This is a genomic window from Niastella yeongjuensis (assembly GCF_900110245.1).
Taxonomy (GTDB): Bacteria; Bacteroidota; Bacteroidia; order Chitinophagales; family Chitinophagaceae; genus Niastella; species Niastella yeongjuensis.
In genome coordinates, this window is the sequence record NZ_FOCZ01000005.1 from 228,600 (window position 1) to 246,084 (window position 17,485).

The 17,485-nt window shown below is 46.2% G+C and carries 13 protein-coding genes; 2 read left to right on the top strand and 11 right to left on the bottom strand.

The genetic code is table 11. The features are described from left to right. Nucleotides 1–7: 7 nt before the first annotated feature. The 9 genes from BMX95_RS15015 to BMX95_RS15055 all read right to left on the bottom strand — a co-directional run bounded on the left by BMX95_RS15015 (nt 8) and on the right by BMX95_RS15055 (nt 13,101). Nucleotides 8–1,375, bottom strand: coding sequence for a YeiH family protein (locus BMX95_RS15015; RefSeq protein ID WP_081203262.1), 1,368 nt, complete (start codon nt 1,373–1,375; stop codon nt 8–10). Nucleotides 1,376–1,431: 56 nt separating this feature from the next. Then, nucleotides 1,432–2,868 (bottom strand): phytoene desaturase family protein, encoded by a 1,437-nt coding sequence (locus BMX95_RS15020; RefSeq protein ID WP_280517378.1) that lies wholly within the window; start codon nt 2,866–2,868, stop codon nt 1,432–1,434. 81 nt (nt 2,869–2,949) lie between these two features. Beyond that, on the bottom strand, nt 2,950–4,197 hold the full coding sequence (gene soxC / locus BMX95_RS15025; RefSeq protein WP_081203613.1) for a sulfite dehydrogenase: 1,248 nt from the start codon (nt 4,195–4,197) through the stop codon (nt 2,950–2,952). A 27-nt stretch (nt 4,198–4,224) separates the two neighbouring features. Beyond that, complete coding sequence (locus tag BMX95_RS15030) at nt 4,225–4,815, bottom strand: c-type cytochrome (protein ID WP_081203264.1); 591 nt, start codon at nt 4,813–4,815, stop codon at nt 4,225–4,227. An 8-nt stretch (nt 4,816–4,823) separates the two neighbouring features. Further along, nucleotides 4,824–6,506, bottom strand: a complete 1,683-nt coding sequence (locus BMX95_RS15035; protein WP_081203265.1) for a hypothetical protein — start codon at nt 6,504–6,506, stop codon at nt 4,824–4,826. An 18-nt stretch (nt 6,507–6,524) separates the two neighbouring features. Continuing rightward, on the bottom strand, nt 6,525–7,865 hold the full coding sequence (locus BMX95_RS15040) for a hypothetical protein (protein WP_081203266.1): 1,341 nt from the start codon (nt 7,863–7,865) through the stop codon (nt 6,525–6,527). 15 nt (nt 7,866–7,880) lie between these two features. Continuing rightward, entirely contained in the window at nt 7,881–9,221 is a 1,341-nt protein-coding gene (locus BMX95_RS15045) for a RagB/SusD family nutrient uptake outer membrane protein (RefSeq protein ID WP_081203267.1), read from the bottom strand. A gap of 21 nt (nt 9,222–9,242) precedes the next feature. Continuing rightward, nucleotides 9,243–12,374 carry a SusC/RagA family TonB-linked outer membrane protein gene (locus tag BMX95_RS15050; RefSeq protein ID WP_081203268.1) on the bottom strand — a complete coding sequence of 1,044 codons (3,132 nt, stop codon included), beginning with the start codon at nt 12,372–12,374 and terminating at the stop codon, nt 9,243–9,245. Between the two features lie 523 nt (nt 12,375–12,897). Next, nucleotides 12,898–13,101, bottom strand: a complete 204-nt coding sequence (locus BMX95_RS15055; RefSeq protein WP_207631696.1) for a hypothetical protein — start codon at nt 13,099–13,101, stop codon at nt 12,898–12,900. Between the two features lie 426 nt (nt 13,102–13,527). On the opposite strand from BMX95_RS15055, the gene BMX95_RS15060 reads away from it, so the two are divergent. After that, entirely contained in the window at nt 13,528–14,109 is a 582-nt protein-coding gene (locus tag BMX95_RS15060; protein ID WP_081203269.1) for a Crp/Fnr family transcriptional regulator, read from the top strand. Between the two features lie 59 nt (nt 14,110–14,168). After that, nucleotides 14,169–14,633 (top strand): hypothetical protein, encoded by a 465-nt coding sequence (locus BMX95_RS15065; RefSeq protein ID WP_081203270.1) that lies wholly within the window; start codon nt 14,169–14,171, stop codon nt 14,631–14,633. On the opposite strand, the gene BMX95_RS15070 is transcribed toward BMX95_RS15065, so the two are convergent. Continuing rightward, nucleotides 14,630–16,348 carry a sensor histidine kinase gene (locus tag BMX95_RS15070; RefSeq protein WP_081203271.1) on the bottom strand — a complete coding sequence of 573 codons (1,719 nt, stop codon included), beginning with the start codon at nt 16,346–16,348 and terminating at the stop codon, nt 14,630–14,632. The genes BMX95_RS15065 and BMX95_RS15070 overlap by 4 nt on opposite strands. Beyond that, nucleotides 16,348–17,481, bottom strand: a complete 1,134-nt coding sequence (locus BMX95_RS15075) for a sensor protein KdpD (protein ID WP_081203272.1) — start codon at nt 17,479–17,481, stop codon at nt 16,348–16,350. Before BMX95_RS15075 ends, BMX95_RS15070 begins: the two co-directional genes overlap by 1 nt. Nucleotides 17,482–17,485 lie beyond the last annotated feature (4 nt).

Genomic DNA, 17,485 nt, shown 5'->3' on the forward strand with positions numbered 1-17,485 from the left:
ATGGGGGTTAATTTATATCGGGGACCGGGAACAGGATGCCGCCAAACAGCAGGTAAGCCCATAACAGGGTCCACAGGATATTAAAGAACTGTGCACCGATAAATGCCAGGGCAGGCCGGCCGCCTTCAGTTTTTACCAGATCGCTGAAACGGGCTTCCAGGCCAATAGATACAAAGGCCAGAGCGAACCATACTGTACGCAGTCCTTTTAAGGTTCCGCCTACATTGGCAGTCACAGTTGTTGGGATTAAAAAGGAGAATAACAGGGATGCCGCCACAAAACCCAATACAAACTTGGGAAAGCGTTCCCATACCACACCAATGCCTGGCTTTTCTGCGGTCTCCGATGCAGTGTTTTTCCGGTAAGTCCACCAGATGGCAATAAAAAATGCAGCTACGCCGATCAATACATTCTGGGAGAATTTAACGATCACCCCGGCCTTGGCAGCCTTCTCTCCTACTGTTTCTGCAGCGGCGGTTACGGTGGCCGTAGTATCCAGGGTGCCACCCAGCCAGGCGCCGCCAACGATCTCGGGAATATGCAGCACTTTTACAAGCCAGGGTTGCAATACCATCATGGGAACCGCCACCAGCAATACCAGCGTAGTTACATACGACAACTTCTTTTTATCGCCCTTAATAGCGCCGGCAGCCACAATAGCTGCGGATACCCCGCAAATAGCCACAGCCGATGCAAGGATAACACCAAATTCATCATCTACTTTTAGTTTACGGCTTATCCATAACGCCACAAACCAAACCACACTTACCACCAGCACCGATTGCAAAAGCCCGGGCATCCCGGCTTTAATTATATCAGTGAACAAGGTACCGGCGCCTAAGATGATCAACCCTGTTTTTATAAAGAATTCTGAACGGGCTGCTTCTTTCATCCAATCTGGCAGTTTAATTACATTACCAAACAACAAACCCAGTACCAGTGCAAAGATCACATACTCTAATCCGTAATAATCAACCAGCTTGTTGCCCGCAATCACCTGCGCAATAATGGCCAGTACATAGATCAGAGCAAACCCGGCTGCAAAATTCTTAATGCTGCCACCCGATAAACCAATCGCAGTTCCGCTCAAAAGCAGGAAGATCAATCCTGTTTGAAGGATCACCAGTATGTTTTTAAGCGATAGCACTTTATTTACCAGGTCACCGGTAGTTTCCCATTGATATACCGGCAACTGCAATTTGAACCCGGTTACCAGGGTCGACAATAACAATATGGCCACAATGATGGTGCTGCCAATGGTCACGGCCCAGATGTCTTCGGTAAAAGCTGCAAAAAAGGATTTCTTTGCAGGAGCCGGTTCATTGATGATCTCGTTGGTGGTAAGGTTGTCTACGTTAGCGTTCTGGTACGACATGTTATAATTATTTTATAGCTGTAGGAATCCCGTTCCTTCAAGTTAATATTTTCTGTTTAATCTTTTTGTATATCTATATCAAATACATCGTGCAGGGTTCTGCGGGCTGCATGATACCCGCACATGCCATGCACACCCCCTCCCGGCGGTGTTGAGGAAGAACAGATGTATATTCCTTTGGCCGGTGTTGTATAAGGCGACCAGCGCATAGCGGGCCGGGTGTACAATTGCCGCAGATCGATAATCCCCCCGTTGATATCGCCGCCAATATAATTAGGATTATAGGCTTCCATTTCCAGGGTGTTGTAGGTATGCCGCCCAATGATCAGGTCTTTAAAACCCGGGGCGAACCGTTCTACCTGGTTCTCGATGGCGCTTGTCATATCGATGGTAGAACCATTTGGCACATGGCAATAAGCCCAGGCCGTGTGTTTACCAGCCGGCGCTCGTGTTGCATCAAACACACTTGGCTGGGCCAATAATACAAATGGTTTTTCCGGATGAATACCTGCAGCTGTTAACCGTTCTCCTTCAACAATCTCTTCTATAGTATTTCCGATATGTACGGTACCAGCGTTACGGCATTCAGGCGCGGTAAATGGAATAGGTTCCTGCAATGCCCAGTCAATCTTAAACACGCCCATGCCATACCGATAGCGTTGCAGTTGTTTTGTATAGGTTGGGCTGAACCGGTCTCCTGCGATCTGTAATAATTGTTTCGGGGTTACATCGAACAACACCGCATCTGATGCCGGCAATTGATCGATCGATCTTATATAACTGTTGGTCTCTATTTTTCCACCTATGGAAACAAAGTAAGAAGCCAATGCATTGGCAATGGATACCGACCCTCCTTTGGGCACCGGCCAGCCTTTCAAATGTCCGGCTGTCATCAATACCAGACCAATAGCCGAAGTGGCTGCATTGGTTAAGGGCTGTATACTGTGTGCCGCCATACCAGCCCACAAACCTTTTGCTTTTGCCGTATGAAATTTGCGCGACAAATAATTAGCCGATGTCAATGCCTGCAGACCAAACTGCGCCATTGCCAATGGGTGTTTGGGAAAATGGAAAGGACCCAATACATCAGGCGCTATCTCAGGCCATATTTTTGTAAGGGGTTTGATGAGTTTTGTATAAGCACCTGCATCTTCGCCCAGCAACCGGGCAGTTTCGTCAATTGATTTTTTTAAAACCGCGGCCGTGCCGTCATCAAAAGGATGTGCAGCAGCTACATCGGGATATATAAATTCCAACCCATGTTCATGCAATGGCAGTTTCGACATAAACGGAGACGCCACTGCCATGGGGTGAATGGCCGAACAGATATCATGTAAATATCCGGGTAAAGTTATTTCAGCAGTACGCAATCCACCGCCAACGGTTTCCTTACCTTCCAGCAACAGCACCGATACACCAGCCTGTTGTAAGGTAATGGCGGCAGCCAGTCCGTTAGGACCAGAACCTACTACTATAGCATCATATGTATTCATATCATTCATTTAATTTGAAAGGCAGAAGGCAGAGGGCAGAAGGCAGAAAAACCGCGACGCGGCCCATATCAGCCCTATCAACTATTTTTCCGATTTAAACAACACCTTCCCATCCCGTTGCACCAGCCACGAGGTTACCGGATTCAAATGGTACCCACCCATATCCTGTCCCCTTGCATCGGTCAACTGTTTCATGGTGGGTTGTATATAACCGGTTTCATCGATGGCACGGCTCAACAACTCGGCTTCCCCCCCTTTCCATTCCCACAAATAACGGAAGGCCGTATGTGCTTTATCCAGCACCGGGTCCTGTAACCGTGCATCCTGCCAGGTCTTTCCGCCATTGGTGCTTACTTCCACTTTATATATTTTACCACGACCGCTCCAGGCAATGCCGCGTATTTCCATCCATCCTTTTTGCAGCTGCTGCGGATAAGCCGGATAGGTAATAATAGAACGCGCATCCATTACAAAGCTAAACTGTCTGATCTTTCCGTCTTTCACCCCCTCGGTATATTTGGCCGTTTCTTCCCGGGTCATAAATGGCTGGTCAGATAATTCAATGCGCCGTAACCATTTTACACTGGTATTGCCTTCCCAACCAGGCAGCAATAATCTGGCCGGGTACCCTTGTTCCGGGCGAATGGCCTCCCCATTCTGGGCGTAAGCGATCATGGCATCTTCCCAGCCTTTATTGACCGGTACACTGCGCGTCATTACTGCGGCATCCGATCCTTCCGCTAAAAACCAGCTGGCTTTGGACTTTACGCCTACTTCTCTGAACAGGGTCGATAACATAACGCCCGTCCATTCACTCTGACTGGTAAGACCGCAAATTTCCTGCGGTGTCATTTCTGCTTTACCACCCCGGTAATTGCCTGAACATTCTACAAAGAATATTCTTGTTACTGACGGAAACCGTTTCAGATCGGCCAGCGAAAACACCAATGGTTTATCCACCATGCCATGAATGGTTAAGCTATAACTGTGGGGGTCTATCACCGGCACACCGGCATGATGCCGCTCATAATGCAGGTCGGATGGGGTGATGGTCCCAAACAAATCCTGCAGCGGGGTGCGGGATGAAATATCCGAGGCTTTCTTCACAGGCGTTTCAAATTTCGACCGTGTACCCAGCGCTCCCGGTGGTGGCCCCAATACTTTTGTTGGATCAGCTATTTTCAATTCAGCGTGAGTGATCGCTTTTTGTACTACCTGCCCGTACGATGATTTCAACAACACCACGGCAGCCGTAGCAGCGCCACCCAGCAGGATCCTGCGGCTGATTGGTTTACTTAATTTATTTTCCTGTTTGTTTTCCACTGCCATGTTCATTGATTAGCAATCTAAAATTCATTAACGTACTTCCGGGCCGCCTTTCCGGTCATCGGGGATGAACCGTTTTTGTGCTGGCATCACTAACTTAGGCAGCGTTTTCGCATTCATCACGTCCTGCTCCCCTATTATTTTATTTGCCTGCAACAGAAAGGCCGTCACCTGATACACTTCTTCGTTGGTTAATGAGCCAGGTTCATTATAGGGCATGGCCCGGCGTACATAATCGAATAACGTGGTGGCATAAGGCCAGTAATTGCCGATGGTTTTGCCTTTGCCCGGCTTGGTACTGATCAACACCGGTCCTAATAATTTGGCATCACCAGAAGTGGTGTCCGTACCATGACACGCAACACATTTGGTCAAATAGATGGCTTTGCCTGCTATTGCATTGCCTTCACCAACCGGCAGTCCTTTGCCATCAGGCCGTACATCCAGGTCCATTTTAGCAATGTCTGAAGAGGAAGCCGGCCGGCCCAAACCAAAGCTGGCTGGCCAGTTTGCGGAGTCTGTATAGACAACCTTGCCTTCTGCAGATACAATTACATGCCTTGGTTTATTATTGCATGACCACATAATAAGAGAACCAAACACGATCCACAATTTATTCATACCCTTGCTTAATATTTTCCTGCCTGTAAACTGCTTTCCGATAATGCATATGGACGATTAATACGATCGAGCACTACATAAATGGAATCTTTGTTTTCATTCACACCTTTCAATATTACGCGTGAACCATCAGTAGTTTCATAGTGTAGCAACATGCGGTTTCGCTTTTCATTTTTAGGTGCTTCTGCAAATTCGCGGTCCCTTCTCGTTGATGCAGCCCGCTTATCTATCATCGCTACTTCATTGCCAATGTTTTTCCAGGCTTCTTTTGGGATGAATTTATCTACCGTGTCTTTTTGCTTTTTTGCTTTCTCTTGTTTCTTCTTATTCCGATCTGAATCCAGGTTCTTGTCGGTGCCCCCATCGCCCCCTACGCCTGCAGCACGATTTCTTCTGTCGGGCACTTCTTTGTATTTATCCTCCAGGTACAACACATTGTTTATTGTATCAGCATAGTAATGAAATACCCGTTGCCCGCCAGCCACACCGGTCAGCTCAAAAGTGCGGTTGATGTCGCGTTGCGGATCACCTCCGCCATTAGACAGATCGAGTGCGGTTGGTTTGTTGATCCGGAAAGTAAGACTGCTCCATTTTTCAAAAGTGGCTTCCTGCCAGCGAACGGTATCGATCGGATTGTAAGCAATGGGGGTATTATTGATGCGAAACTCTGTTACCGCATAATTACCGCGCAATTGTTTTACGCCTGCTACAGAAGGTTGTTTATAAGGATCGTACCAGAAGTTGATGAGTTGTAAATAGAACAACACCACCAGGAAGATAAAGATGGTAGCCGCTTTCAAACCCAACCTTCCATAACGCTGCCACTTTGCGTTGAACACGGGGTAGAAATTAACGGGCACCGTATCTCTTTCCAAAATAAGCAGGTTGTATAATTTCGGGAGATCGTTTACCAGTAAAAATGCAGCCAGCAAAACAAAATAACTGCTGTACACATGCACACCGCCATCATAGGCAAAATTCACATACACGATATCGCCAAGTGCACCAAACAACAGAATGGAGCCAATAGTGGTAGTACGCCTGAAGAACAACAGGCTTCCGGCCGCTACCTCTACCACACCGGCAAAGATCTGGTACCAGGGCACAATACCTATAGACAACCAGTACAATTTCTGGGCGGTCATATCACCCACATTGGTATTAAGCACGCCCCATGATGGATAAGGCATTTGCACGGGTAACAGCTTGGTAAAACCGAAACCAATAATACCAATGCCGGCCCGGTACCGCACTACTACCCGCAGCCAGTAATACAACAGATTGTATTCGGCACGTGCGGTTTTACGACGATTTACGATCCAGGTCCAGATAAACCCACCCGCAGCAGCAACGATCAGTGTAATGATCCAGTTGGCATACCCCAGCAACGTACTGCCAAACAACTTATTCCCAAACAGGTTGATACCCGATCCAAAACGCGCAATATCATACAGGTCGCGGTAGTGCAAACTCGTCCAGTCGATGTGCACAACGAGTTTATACCACTCTACACTATTAGGAATGGAAATGCAGACAAAGAATATAAAGGCTATTCTGAATAAGATCTTTTGGGTAGATGACCAGCTGGTAGCAACCGGTTTGGTGGTTGCAGCAGCACGGGCTTTTCCATTGTCATTCACCTGTGTTGCCAGCGGCGCTGTTTCTATGAATGTATTTTGTACGAGTGACATAGTTTTTAGTTTTTGGTCCTACAGTTTTAATGATTTACTCCGTCCCGCACGTTTTACTTCTTTCAACAGGTATTTTTTGTGGATCTGTTGCAGCGTAGCAAATACCGAATCTTTATTTTCATTGATGCCATACAACTGAATGGTACTGTCATTGGGTCTTGTATAATGCAATTGCAATTGCTCATTTTTATAAAACCGGTTCTTATTCTGCAGGGTCAACAACCGGTTCGCAGTATCTACGGTATAGCTGTAATAATGCCGGCCAATGGCGCCTTCCAGTTCATAGGATTTATCGGCATCGGCTGCATTGATCCGCTCCACATTATTCGAGTCGATGTGTACCGGTCTGTTCGACCTGATGCTGATGGTGTTCCATTCTTCAAACACCACATCCTGCCAGCGGACCGGATCATATTTGGAATAAGCAATGGTATCGGTATTGATGCGGAAATAACTTACATTATAAAGACCAGCTGTTTTTGTCAGCCCTTTTGTTACAGGAAACTGGTAAGGATCGTGTTTATAACCAGAAGCGGTTTTAAAACTATACAGCAGTACAAAAAAGAAGAAGGCCGCTCCTTTCAAACCCCACCGAGCATATACCTGCCACCTAGCTGTAAAAACCGGACGAACGTAATTGGGAGCGGTTGGCTTTTGTAAAACCAGTAAGTTAACGATCCGTTGCAGGTCCCAGCTCACCACAAAAAGCGCCAGTACGATCAAATATAAACTATACACCACTTCCCCACCTTCATAGGCAATGTTCGACATAAACACATTGCCCGTAAACAACAGGATGATCACCGCGCCTACTGAAGCGGTTTTGCGCCATAACAACAACAAGCCCGCGGTCACTTCTACAAAACCCAGGAAGCTCTCATACCCGGGCACGATACCCAAACTGATGCAGAACAATTTCCAACGGGTAAAGTCGCCGTAACTGGTATTGAGGTTACTTAAAGAAGGATACGGTGATTGCAAGGGAAACACTTTTAGAAATCCGTAAGCAATCACCCCGATCGCTAATCTGTATCGAACAATGGCTCTTATCCAGTAATACAAGTTATTGTAAGCAGCCGTGCGATTACTGTCGGCTACTGTCCAAACAATAGTACCTAACGCTGCTATCGCTGCCACTATACCCCAACCGGCAAAACTTTGCGCACCCGCAATAAACTGCGGCATATAGTGGGCCAACAGAAAGATATCGCTGTACTTCAGGTGCGCCCAGTTAATGGCAAATACCTGTTGGTAGTAGAGCCAGTCGAGCGGAACCACCTGTAACAAAAAATAGAGAAAGAAAAAACGGAAGGCTATTTTTTCATAGCCCTTCCATTGGTTGATATTTGGCGCATTCATGGTTTGAATGATTTATTAGTAATTGAAATTCTGTTCCAGTGAACCATCGATCAGTACTTCCGATGCGGGAATGGGCAACACATATTTGTTTTTATCGGTAACACCCAACACCGCCGCTACACGATCGGTACGCAACAGATCGAACCAGCGGTGTGGTTCAAAGGCAAACTCAATCCTTCTTTCATTTTCAATGGCCAGTAAGATCTCGCCCTGGGTAACCGCTGTGCTGGCAGTAAGCCCGGCACGGCTCCGTACCGCATTCAGATCATCCAGCGCCCCGCTAAGATTTTTTAGTTGCACACGCGCTTCAGCCCTGATGAGGTATTGTTCTGCTATCCGTAAAACATAAGCAGGGTCGGTGGCCGGACTGCGATAATACAGGTTGCCATACCACAACCCCTGAGCGGTTTTGGCCACCAGTGTATTGCGGTTGCCGCCAATAGTGGCATCATTCACCAGCGTCAAAAACGCATCGCTGGGCGCCCACTGACGTGTTCCATTATTTGCAGGTGGCTGCCATTGGTTGCGATGGCCATTGGTATAAGTAGTGCTGTACGATAATTCGAATACAGATTCCGGAGTGGCTACTACGTTGTTGGCAAAAAAAGCGCTATAGGGTTTCACCAGGTTGTAATTGGTTCCATCGCCAATGAGCTTAGTAGCATAACTTTCCGCCAACGCCCACTCGCTTTGGTATAAATGATACCTTGCCCGCAATGCCCAGACTGTTTTCCTGGTAGCACGATAACGATTGGTGGTTTCCGGTAACAGCGGCTCGGCTGCAGTAAGATCACTCAACACCTGCGCATAGGTATCCGCAACAGAACTGCGCTTGATGCCATTCTTATCGTTTGCAGAATTGGTAGGGGTCAACGCCAGTTGCACGCCACCCCAGGTACGCACCAGGTCAAAGTAAGCCAGCGCTCTTACAAAATAGGCTTCACCGGTCAACTGGTTTTTCAAAGACTCCGTTAATAAAGGATCGGTTAAATTGGGCACTTTGGCTATGATATGGTTAGCCCGGTTAATAGTAGCATAAATCGCATTCCATGCGGAGGCAACATTGGCATTGTCGGCCCGTACGTTATGGGAAATGAATTGTTGCACGATCGATTGTGAACCTGTCCATTGCACATTGTCGCCCGACAAATAACCAATAGATTGAAATGTTACACCATAATAACCATCGGCAGACAAAGCGCGGTACAAACCACGGGTGGCTGTTTCTGCTGAGGTTTTATCAATGATGGTTTGTCCGTCTGAAACCGAATCGATCGGCTGCACGTCCAGAAATTTTTTGCACGATACCAGCAACAGGGTCGACAACACCGGTACTATATGTTTAAATGAATTCATGTCAATAAATTTTTGAGAAGTTTACAACGTAACATTTACACCGAACTGAACAGTGCGTGGTTGTGGTGGTGTACCCAGGTCGAGGCCTTGTACATTTTGAATGCCCGTCACGTTCGATTCCGGGTCAGGTCCTGAGTATTTTTTGATCCACAATAAATTGCTGCCAACAAAATACAGGCGAACACCCTGCAAATGAGCTTTGGTAACAATACGCTGTGGGATGGAGTACCCGAATGTTACTGAACTTAATTTTATAAAGGAACCATCTTCCAGGAAACGGCTGTTTTGTTCCAACGTGTAGTTGTTTCCGTAAGCAGTTAACCGGGGCACATCGGTGATATCACCGGGCTGTTGCCATCTTTTCAACTGATTGGCAAACAAAACACGGTTGGCATCGCGGGTGCCACCTCCTTCACCAAAAAAGCGATTGAGGTTAAAGATCTTGTTGCCATATTGATAGGTGAAAGCAATGCCCAGGTCAAAATCTTTATAGCGCAGGTTATTGGTAATACCACCAAAGAATTTAGGGATGGCGCTGCCAATGATCTGGCGGTCGGAAGTGTTGATGGTACCATCTTTCACCACATCTTCAAATACAGCCTGACCGGTTTGCGGATCTACGTACTGTTGTTTGTACAACCAGAATGAATACAGGGAATATCCTTCCTGTAAACGGATCCAGTCACGGTTGTAATAACTGATGGGTGTAGGCAGTTTTTCGATCCGGTTCTTATTTCCGGAAATATTGAAGCTGGTTGTCCAGCTGAAATCTTTTCTACGAATGTTATTAGAGAAGATGCTTACTTCATAACCTTTATTGCTGATCTCACCCACGTTGGCTGCATAGGAGTTGAAACCAGAGATTGCTTGTATGGGTAATTGCAACAAGGCATCGGTGGTATACTTGTTATAGAAATTCACTTCTACATTCACCAGTCCGTTCAGCAATCCTACATCCACCCCTACATTTGCCTGGCGTGTTTTCTCCCATTTCAGATCGGCATTGCCTAATTGTTGTGGTGCAGTCCCGGGTTGATCGGTACCACCCGTTGCATCGGGATAACCGGCACCTCCGGTCCAAAGACCTTGTGCCGCAAAATTATTGATGCCATTCTGGTTACCCGTTAACCCCACGCTGGCACGAAGTTTCAGATCACTCAACCAGCTAACGCCCTTCAGGAAAGGTTCTTCCCGTAACCGCCAGGCTACTCCCACTGAGGGGAAATAACCAAAGCGGTTGTTCTCCCCAAAACGCGATGAACCATCGGCCCTGATACTGGCTTCTAAAAAGTATTTACCACTGTAGTTATAATCCACCCTTGAAAAAAACGACACCAGGTTACCCTTGGTAAATTTCTGGGAAGAAGAACGGTTCGCTGCTGAGGCAATTGACCGGAATGAATTATTAGGAAAACCGGAACCGGATAAAGAGTCAGTCCGTAAGGTATTACCCTGAATAGAGTTCCCTACCAGGATCCCCAATGCATGACCGCCGAACAGGTTCTTCCGGTATTGCAGGGTATTCTCATTGATCCAGGTGGTGTTCTGGGTTTGAATAGAGGTAGCCAGGCCATTTGTGGGCGCTGCGCCTAGTTGTGTTAAGTTGTTCCAGTATTCCGATTCATTATAATGATTGTAATCGAGGCTCCAGCTGGTGCGGAATTTCAGATCGGGTATTATTTCCGCATCCAAATACAGGTTGCCGATATAACGCAAACTGATCGTATTTACATCATAGTTATTGATCAGTACATCCAGGTTATCAAAACCTGCCCATCGGGCCGGTGTACCATCTGCATTTGTTTCGGGCAAATATGTTGGCGTGTGCAAAGCTGATTGCAACAAACCACCGGCCGGGCCATCGCCTGAACGCGCCTGGTTCCTGAAGGTGCGGTACAGGCTGTTGCTCACTCCTACCTGTACTTTTTCATTTACTTTCTGATCGAGGTTCAGTTTGAAGCTGGCCCTGCTGAAGTCAATGGGTTTTATATCTGCCTGCTGTTTGGTATAGCCACCACCGATATAATATTTAGTGGACTTGCTGCCACCCTGTAAGGAGGCGTCATATTCATTGAGCAAACCGGTGCGGAATACTTTATGCAACCGGTCGTATGTTTGTTGTTCTTCGGGCAATCCACGGGGTGCTGGTGTAGCAGCGGGATTGTCGGTCAACGCACGAAATGGAAGGTATTTGTATTTGGCAATACCTGCGGCGTCATTAGCAGCCAGTGCATCCTGGTACGAGTTGGCATAAAACTCATTCACCAGTTCGGCATGTTGCGGCCCGGTGGTTAAATCCCACAACTGAGGGGCCCAGGCCCAGCCTTGTGACGCTTTTACATTTATCCGGGGCGTTGCATTATAATTACCGCGTTTGGTAGTGATGATCACTACGCCATTGGCGCCGCGTGCCCCGTAGATAGCCGTAGCATTCGCATCCTTCAACACTTCAATACTTTCTATATCGGCAGGGTTGATGTCGGCAATGGGTGAAGTGGCACGTCCACCGGTGCTTACGGTTTGTAGGCTGGTGTTATTGATAAACACGCCATCTACCACATACAAAGGGTCGTTGCTGGCGTTGATGGAAGTAGCGCCACGTACCCTAATGAATACGCCATCTCCGGGTACTCCCGCATTGGAGTTGATCTGTACACCTGCCGCCTTACCTTGCAATTGGGCATCTACTCCGGCAACCGGAATGTCTTTTACTTCAGCGGCATTTACTTTTGAAATAGAACTGATGAGGTTTTTGCGTTGTTGCGTGCCATACCCCACTACTACCACATCGTTCAATTGTGAGTTGGTTTCGTGCAGGGTAATGATATTATTATCGGCCTGATTGATGGTTAATTCGCGCGGCTGGTATCCTACATAAGTAATGATGAATACCATCGGCAGCCGTTGACCGGTCAAAAATTGAAACGAACCCTTTTCATCAGTTGCCACTTCATGGGTAGTATTCTTGATGTGAATGGTGGCACCAGCCAGGGGCGCTTTGGTTTTATCGTCGAGAATTCGACCGGAGATGGTAATATTATTGGCATTCACTTTCGCAGCCTTCGCAGGGTCTGCAGGGGCATTTTCCTGCGAAAATGAAATAAACGGAACAAGCAGTGCGGGCAGAAGCCACGCACTAACAGCTTTTGTCATTATCTTTGTTTTGGTAATTAACAATAAGGCGGGGCAGACTTTGACTCGCAATCTCTATCCGCCCTTAACGCCTTGTTTTCCGCCGGGATAGCTCGCAACTATTCCGGCTTCTTTTTCCTTCCTATCTAACCTTTATGGGGCCGGCACGGCCTAAGCGACTTTCAATTCGTTTTAAATTGATGTTTGACCTATTCATACCAAATGAAATATTTATGTACAGCGTTAATTGATCGTCTGGGCTATGGATGAAACGTTCAGCAACAACAACAACGGCCCGTTGTAAGTAAAACAGGCGCCGGGGACATGATTATAAAATATGAATTTGACATGAGTGCAGTTTCAATCATTCAATAAACTATTTCCAGTTCAATTATGGTACAATATTAATACGTTTTACTTAGTCTACAAAATTAGTGGGTTTATTGTTTTAATTTTAATTTCTGCTCCAACGCAAAAAAGCGTGTATGCCGCACCAGTACTGGTGTTCCATACACGCCAAGAGATATATCTATTTTAAAATATATTACCTGTTAGTTTTTCCGGTCAGTTCTTTTATCACTTTAATTTCATCTTTACTGAAAGGTGTACCATCCTGCCGCAGGATATCATGGAACCACAGCGGCGGTTCTTTCATATTCGGCAAGGGTGTATCCCAGGCAAAAATGGTATTGGTTTTACCACTTACAAAACCCCAGTTGATAGCGCCTACCTTTTCTTTTTTCAACATAGGCATAATGGTTTGAAACACGCTGGCATAGTGCCGGGATCGCGTACCCAGCCGGAGTTTTGTATACCGGGTTTGGGTGCCGGAACCGCTATCAAATTTGTTGACTTTTATTGTAAAAATGTCTTTTACACGTTGGCCAATCAAAAGCCTTCTGCACTGTATTCAGAAGTGTATTGAAAGTCATCTATAATTCAGGCCATTATAAGAGATATTCCATAGATATTCCATAGATATCCCGCAGATGACCCGAAGATATCCCACCTCTTATAAGGGGTGGAATATCTATGGTTTGTGTTTGGTGAAAGGATTAGGCAACAGTAAATGTCGACTGAATCTCCCTGCACTATCCTGCCTTTCAGCCCTGAATTCTGCCTCTTGTAAAGAAGACTAAACCATAAGCCGGTAAAGGATGTTGATTAGCGCGTTATGGAGACCTTTTTTAACAACCTTAAGAAATTCCGTGATCTTTCTGAACGCAGTAAAGACACGCTTCTTCCCTTGTTTACCAGGATCGAGTATAAGAAAGGTGAAACATTGATCCGGTGCGGGAAGCCCTGCCAGAGTTTGTATATCATTGAACAGGGATATTGCCGGGCTTTCAATATCCAGGATGGGCTGGAAGTAAACCTCAGTTTTTATTTCGAGTTCGATACGGTGACCCATAAGAACAGCTATGTGTTCAATATACCTGCCGATTTTGCCGTGGTGGCCTGCGAACCCATGATCGTGCACCGTATTGATAAACCAGACCTGCTGGAAGCGACCAGGCAATGCCCGGAACTGGAAGAGACGGGGAAAAAGAACCTGGAACTTATTGCCGCCAAACAGGAACGACAAATGCAATTATTCCGCATCCTCACAGCCAAAGGCCGGTACGAATTTTTGGAACAGCACGATCCCGCATTATTGCAACGCGTGTCTATTTCGCAGTTAGCCTCGTACCTGGGTGTAAAACGGGAAACGTTAAGCCGCATCCGCAACAAAAGAATGCGGTCGCCCATTTTGTGACCTTTATCACGGGTAGCTACCAGTTATCCGGGCTTACTTTGTTATAAAGTAAGCCGTATATGAAACCTCATTCCGTTTATCTGACTTTCCTTATTATTCACTTAAGCGCATTCGCTTTATTTACCGGCACGCTGATCGCCAATATAGTCAACAGCAATCAACTGTGGCAGTACAGCGATAAAGACGCCGCTATCACCAGGGCCCTGTTCAATACCACAGGCAAATACAACCGCATTATGGGCATTTGTCTGGGAGTAGCTGTTTTAATGGGTATAGGCATGATGATCCAGATGCACCAGGTATATGGTCCGCAATTGTGGTTCCGGATAAAGATCGGGCTGTTGATAGTGCTGATGGTAGTAAGGATCTTCTACTCAAGAAACCTTGGCCAGCTGAAAAAAGGCATCAACAATGAAATAAAGGTCTCTTTTGCCGACCTCCGGAAAAAGATCTCCCTGTTTCAGTTGCTTTCAGTACTTATTATTGGCTGTATAATCATTTTAAGTGTAGCCAGGTTCAACTAAACTGGCCCCAGGGGGGTGGCTACCTTAAAGCGGCAAAAAAAGTAACTGCCTTTGCCCACGGTTGAGTCCACCCCTATTTCTCCGTCCATTGCATCGGCAAAATCCTTGCTGATGGCCAATCCTAACCCTGTTCCTTTTTTCTCATGTATACCGGGCACGCGGTAAAAACGATCAAATACTTTTTGTTGCAGGGAAACATCGATGCCAATGCCAAAATCCTGCACACCTATTTCAATATGACCCGCATCATGCTGACTGGCTTTTACCATTATATGATCATTTTGCGCAGAATAGCGAATAGCGTTGGTGAGGAAGTTATTGATGATCCACACGGCTTTTTCTGCATCGGCCCGTACCGCTGGCAGTTTATCAGCGAGCTGTTGTTTTATCTGGATGTTCTTTTCCCTTGCCGCATTTTGTACTGCAGCCAGCGCCTTGTTGATTATATCATTTACCGGTACCGGTTGCAGGTTTAATTGTATTTTCCCGCTTTCTACCTGCGACAGATCAAGCAGCTCACTTAGAATGCGCAACAGCCGCTGGTTATCGTCTTTCAGGCTTTGCACCAGTTCTTTTTGTTCATCGGTGAGTTTGCCAATGCGTTCGTCTTCCAGTAAACGCAAGCTAAAATCTGAAGAAGCCAGGGGCGTTTTTAATTCATGGGAGATGGTTGCTATGAAATTGGTTTTGGCTACATCCAGTTCTTTATAAGGCGTGATGTTTTTTAAGATAAGTACATGCCCCGTTTTCTCCTGTTCCTGTTCTATATCTATCTGTTCTTTGGTAAAATAGTTTTCTTTATCATTCACCACTATTTTGAACGGCATGCCGTTTTCTTCATTGGTCAGGAACCGGAACAGATCGTTGCGTTTTTGAATATCGGCCTGTGCATGCCCAACCACCTCCGCTTCTTTCAGATTCAGTAATTGCAGTGCCTGCTGATTGGCAAATAATACGGTACCGCTTTTATCGATGCCAATACTGGCATCTTTCAGGGAGTTGATCACCGTTTCAGCTCGCTTTTTTTCAAACATAATGCGTGCGAGGCTACTGTGTTCGTACGCGTCCAGCTGCTGGGCCATGTCGTTAAACGCTTTTGCCAGGTCACCAAACTCATCGTTGCGTTGCAGGTGAATACGCTGGCTGTAATTCTTATTGGCAATGGCCTTTATCCCTTCTGTTAATTTGATGATAGGGTTGGCGATCAACCCGGGAAAATTCACAATGAATGTAAATCCGATCAGCAAACAAAAAGTAATGATCATAGTGATGATCACCTTGGCATTGTCGACTGCCTTTTGCGACATATCATTTTTTGCATTGATGGCCTCGAGGTTGATCTGTATGATGCGGCTGATGTTCTTTTGCAAGGCCAGTTGCAGGGGCATCGAGTCGTCGTGTTGCAGGAAGGCGTTGTAATCCTGATGCAATGCATGCGTAACATCCGATTCACCCTTTTCCGTAACATTGCTTTCCTGTGCCGACAGGTTCTCTTCAAATACTTTGCGGGCGGTAGTCCGTTCTTTTTCCCAGGTATTCAGGGCATCGAGCATTTTGCGGCCATACTCCACACTTTTATTATTATCCTTTAACACATCCCGCGACTCCAGACTGATCTTGTTGAAATAATAAAAACCTACGCCGCCTACCAGCAGCAGTAATGTGAACAGAAAACCTACGCCCAGGGCTACTTTTGTTTTAAGCTTTAATGCCATTACGATAATATAATAATATCAATATCTTTTTCAGACAAGGTTTTTAACAATTGATTGAATAAGCTTGTCCTCAAAATTACCTGAAATAAATTCAAATGTGGTTTTCCGATACAAATCGTGGTGATCTTTTTATCGATAGCTGTTTGAATGATCTCGTTTGCAACGTGTTTACTTTTTACCTGCAATACTTCGGCGCCCAGTTCGGTAGCCAGTTTCAGGTTGTTTATCAAATGCCGTTGGGCAGCCAGCGGTATTTTATCCAGCTCTTCATCGGGTGTTTGCACATAGAGAACAAACCAATCGGCATTGTAATACGATGCCAGTCGCCCTGTTTTTCGAATAATGCGTTGGGCCGCTTCATGAGAAGAGGAAATACAGGCCAGGAAACGTTCGTGCTGCCAGGTTTTATTCTTGGTAACCGTATAATCTACTTTTCTTTCTACCTGGCCGGCCACCTCTTTCAACGCCAGTTCGCGTAACTGCAGGATCTTTTCGGGCTGAAAGAAATTCGTAAGCGCCTGCTGTACCTTATTATGGTCGTAAATCTTTCCCTCTTGTAACCGGGTAATCAGTTCCTGCGCCGTAAGATCGATGTTTACTACTTCATCGGCCAGTTGTAATAACTTATCGGGCACTCTTTCTTTTACTTCTACCCCCGTTATCTGTTTTACCTCTTCGTTGATGCTCTCGATATGCTGGATGTTCACAGCGGTAATTACATCAATGCCGGCATCCAGGATATCCACCACATCCTGCCAGCGTTTTTCATTTTTACTACCCGGGATATTGCTATGTGCCAGCTCATCAACGATCACTACCTCGGGATGTAATAACAACACGGCCTGCACATCCAGTTCATCGAGTTGTTTACCTTTATAAAACACCTGCCGCCGGGGAATCAGCGGCAAGCCTTCTATCAGGGCATGCGTTTCTTTTCGATTATGCGTCTCCACATAACCAACCTTTACGTTGATGTTTTTTCGAAGCAGGTCATGCGCTTCCTGTAACATCCGGTACGTTTTACCTACACCGGCGCTCATACCGATATAGATCTTCAGCTTGCCACGCGTAGACTGGTTGGCAATATCCAGGAAGTGTTGCACCTGTTCGTCTTTATCATTGGGTATGTTCATATGA

What these genes read in the sequence shown, in the direction of transcription:
- BMX95_RS15015 (WP_081203262.1), bottom strand. Translation starts at nt 1,375, where the DNA reads ATGTCGTACCAGAACGCTAACGTAGACAACCTTACCACCAACGAGATC.
- BMX95_RS15020 (WP_280517378.1), bottom strand. Translation starts at nt 2,868, where the DNA reads ATGAATACATATGATGCTATAGTAGTAGGTTCTGGTCCTAACGGACTG.
- soxC (WP_081203613.1), bottom strand. Translation starts at nt 4,197, where the DNA reads ATGGCAGTGGAAAACAAACAGGAAAATAAATTAAGTAAACCAATCAGC.
- BMX95_RS15030 (WP_081203264.1), bottom strand. Translation starts at nt 4,815, where the DNA reads ATGAATAAATTGTGGATCGTGTTTGGTTCTCTTATTATGTGGTCATGC.
- BMX95_RS15035 (WP_081203265.1), bottom strand. Translation starts at nt 6,506, where the DNA reads ATGTCACTCGTACAAAATACATTCATAGAAACAGCGCCGCTGGCAACA.
- BMX95_RS15040 (WP_081203266.1), bottom strand. Translation starts at nt 7,865, where the DNA reads ATGAATGCGCCAAATATCAACCAATGGAAGGGCTATGAAAAAATAGCC.
- BMX95_RS15045 (WP_081203267.1), bottom strand. Translation starts at nt 9,221, where the DNA reads ATGAATTCATTTAAACATATAGTACCGGTGTTGTCGACCCTGTTGCTG.
- BMX95_RS15050 (WP_081203268.1), bottom strand. Translation starts at nt 12,374, where the DNA reads ATGACAAAAGCTGTTAGTGCGTGGCTTCTGCCCGCACTGCTTGTTCCG.
- BMX95_RS15055 (WP_207631696.1), bottom strand. Translation starts at nt 13,101, where the DNA reads ATGTTGAAAAAAGAAAAGGTAGGCGCTATCAACTGGGGTTTTGTAAGT.
- BMX95_RS15060 (WP_081203269.1), top strand. Translation starts at nt 13,528, where the DNA reads ATGGAGACCTTTTTTAACAACCTTAAGAAATTCCGTGATCTTTCTGAA.
- BMX95_RS15065 (WP_081203270.1), top strand. Translation starts at nt 14,169, where the DNA reads ATGAAACCTCATTCCGTTTATCTGACTTTCCTTATTATTCACTTAAGC.
- BMX95_RS15070 (WP_081203271.1), bottom strand. Translation starts at nt 16,348, where the DNA reads ATGGCATTAAAGCTTAAAACAAAAGTAGCCCTGGGCGTAGGTTTTCTG.
- BMX95_RS15075 (WP_081203272.1), bottom strand. Translation starts at nt 17,481, where the DNA reads ATGAACATACCCAATGATAAAGACGAACAGGTGCAACACTTCCTGGAT.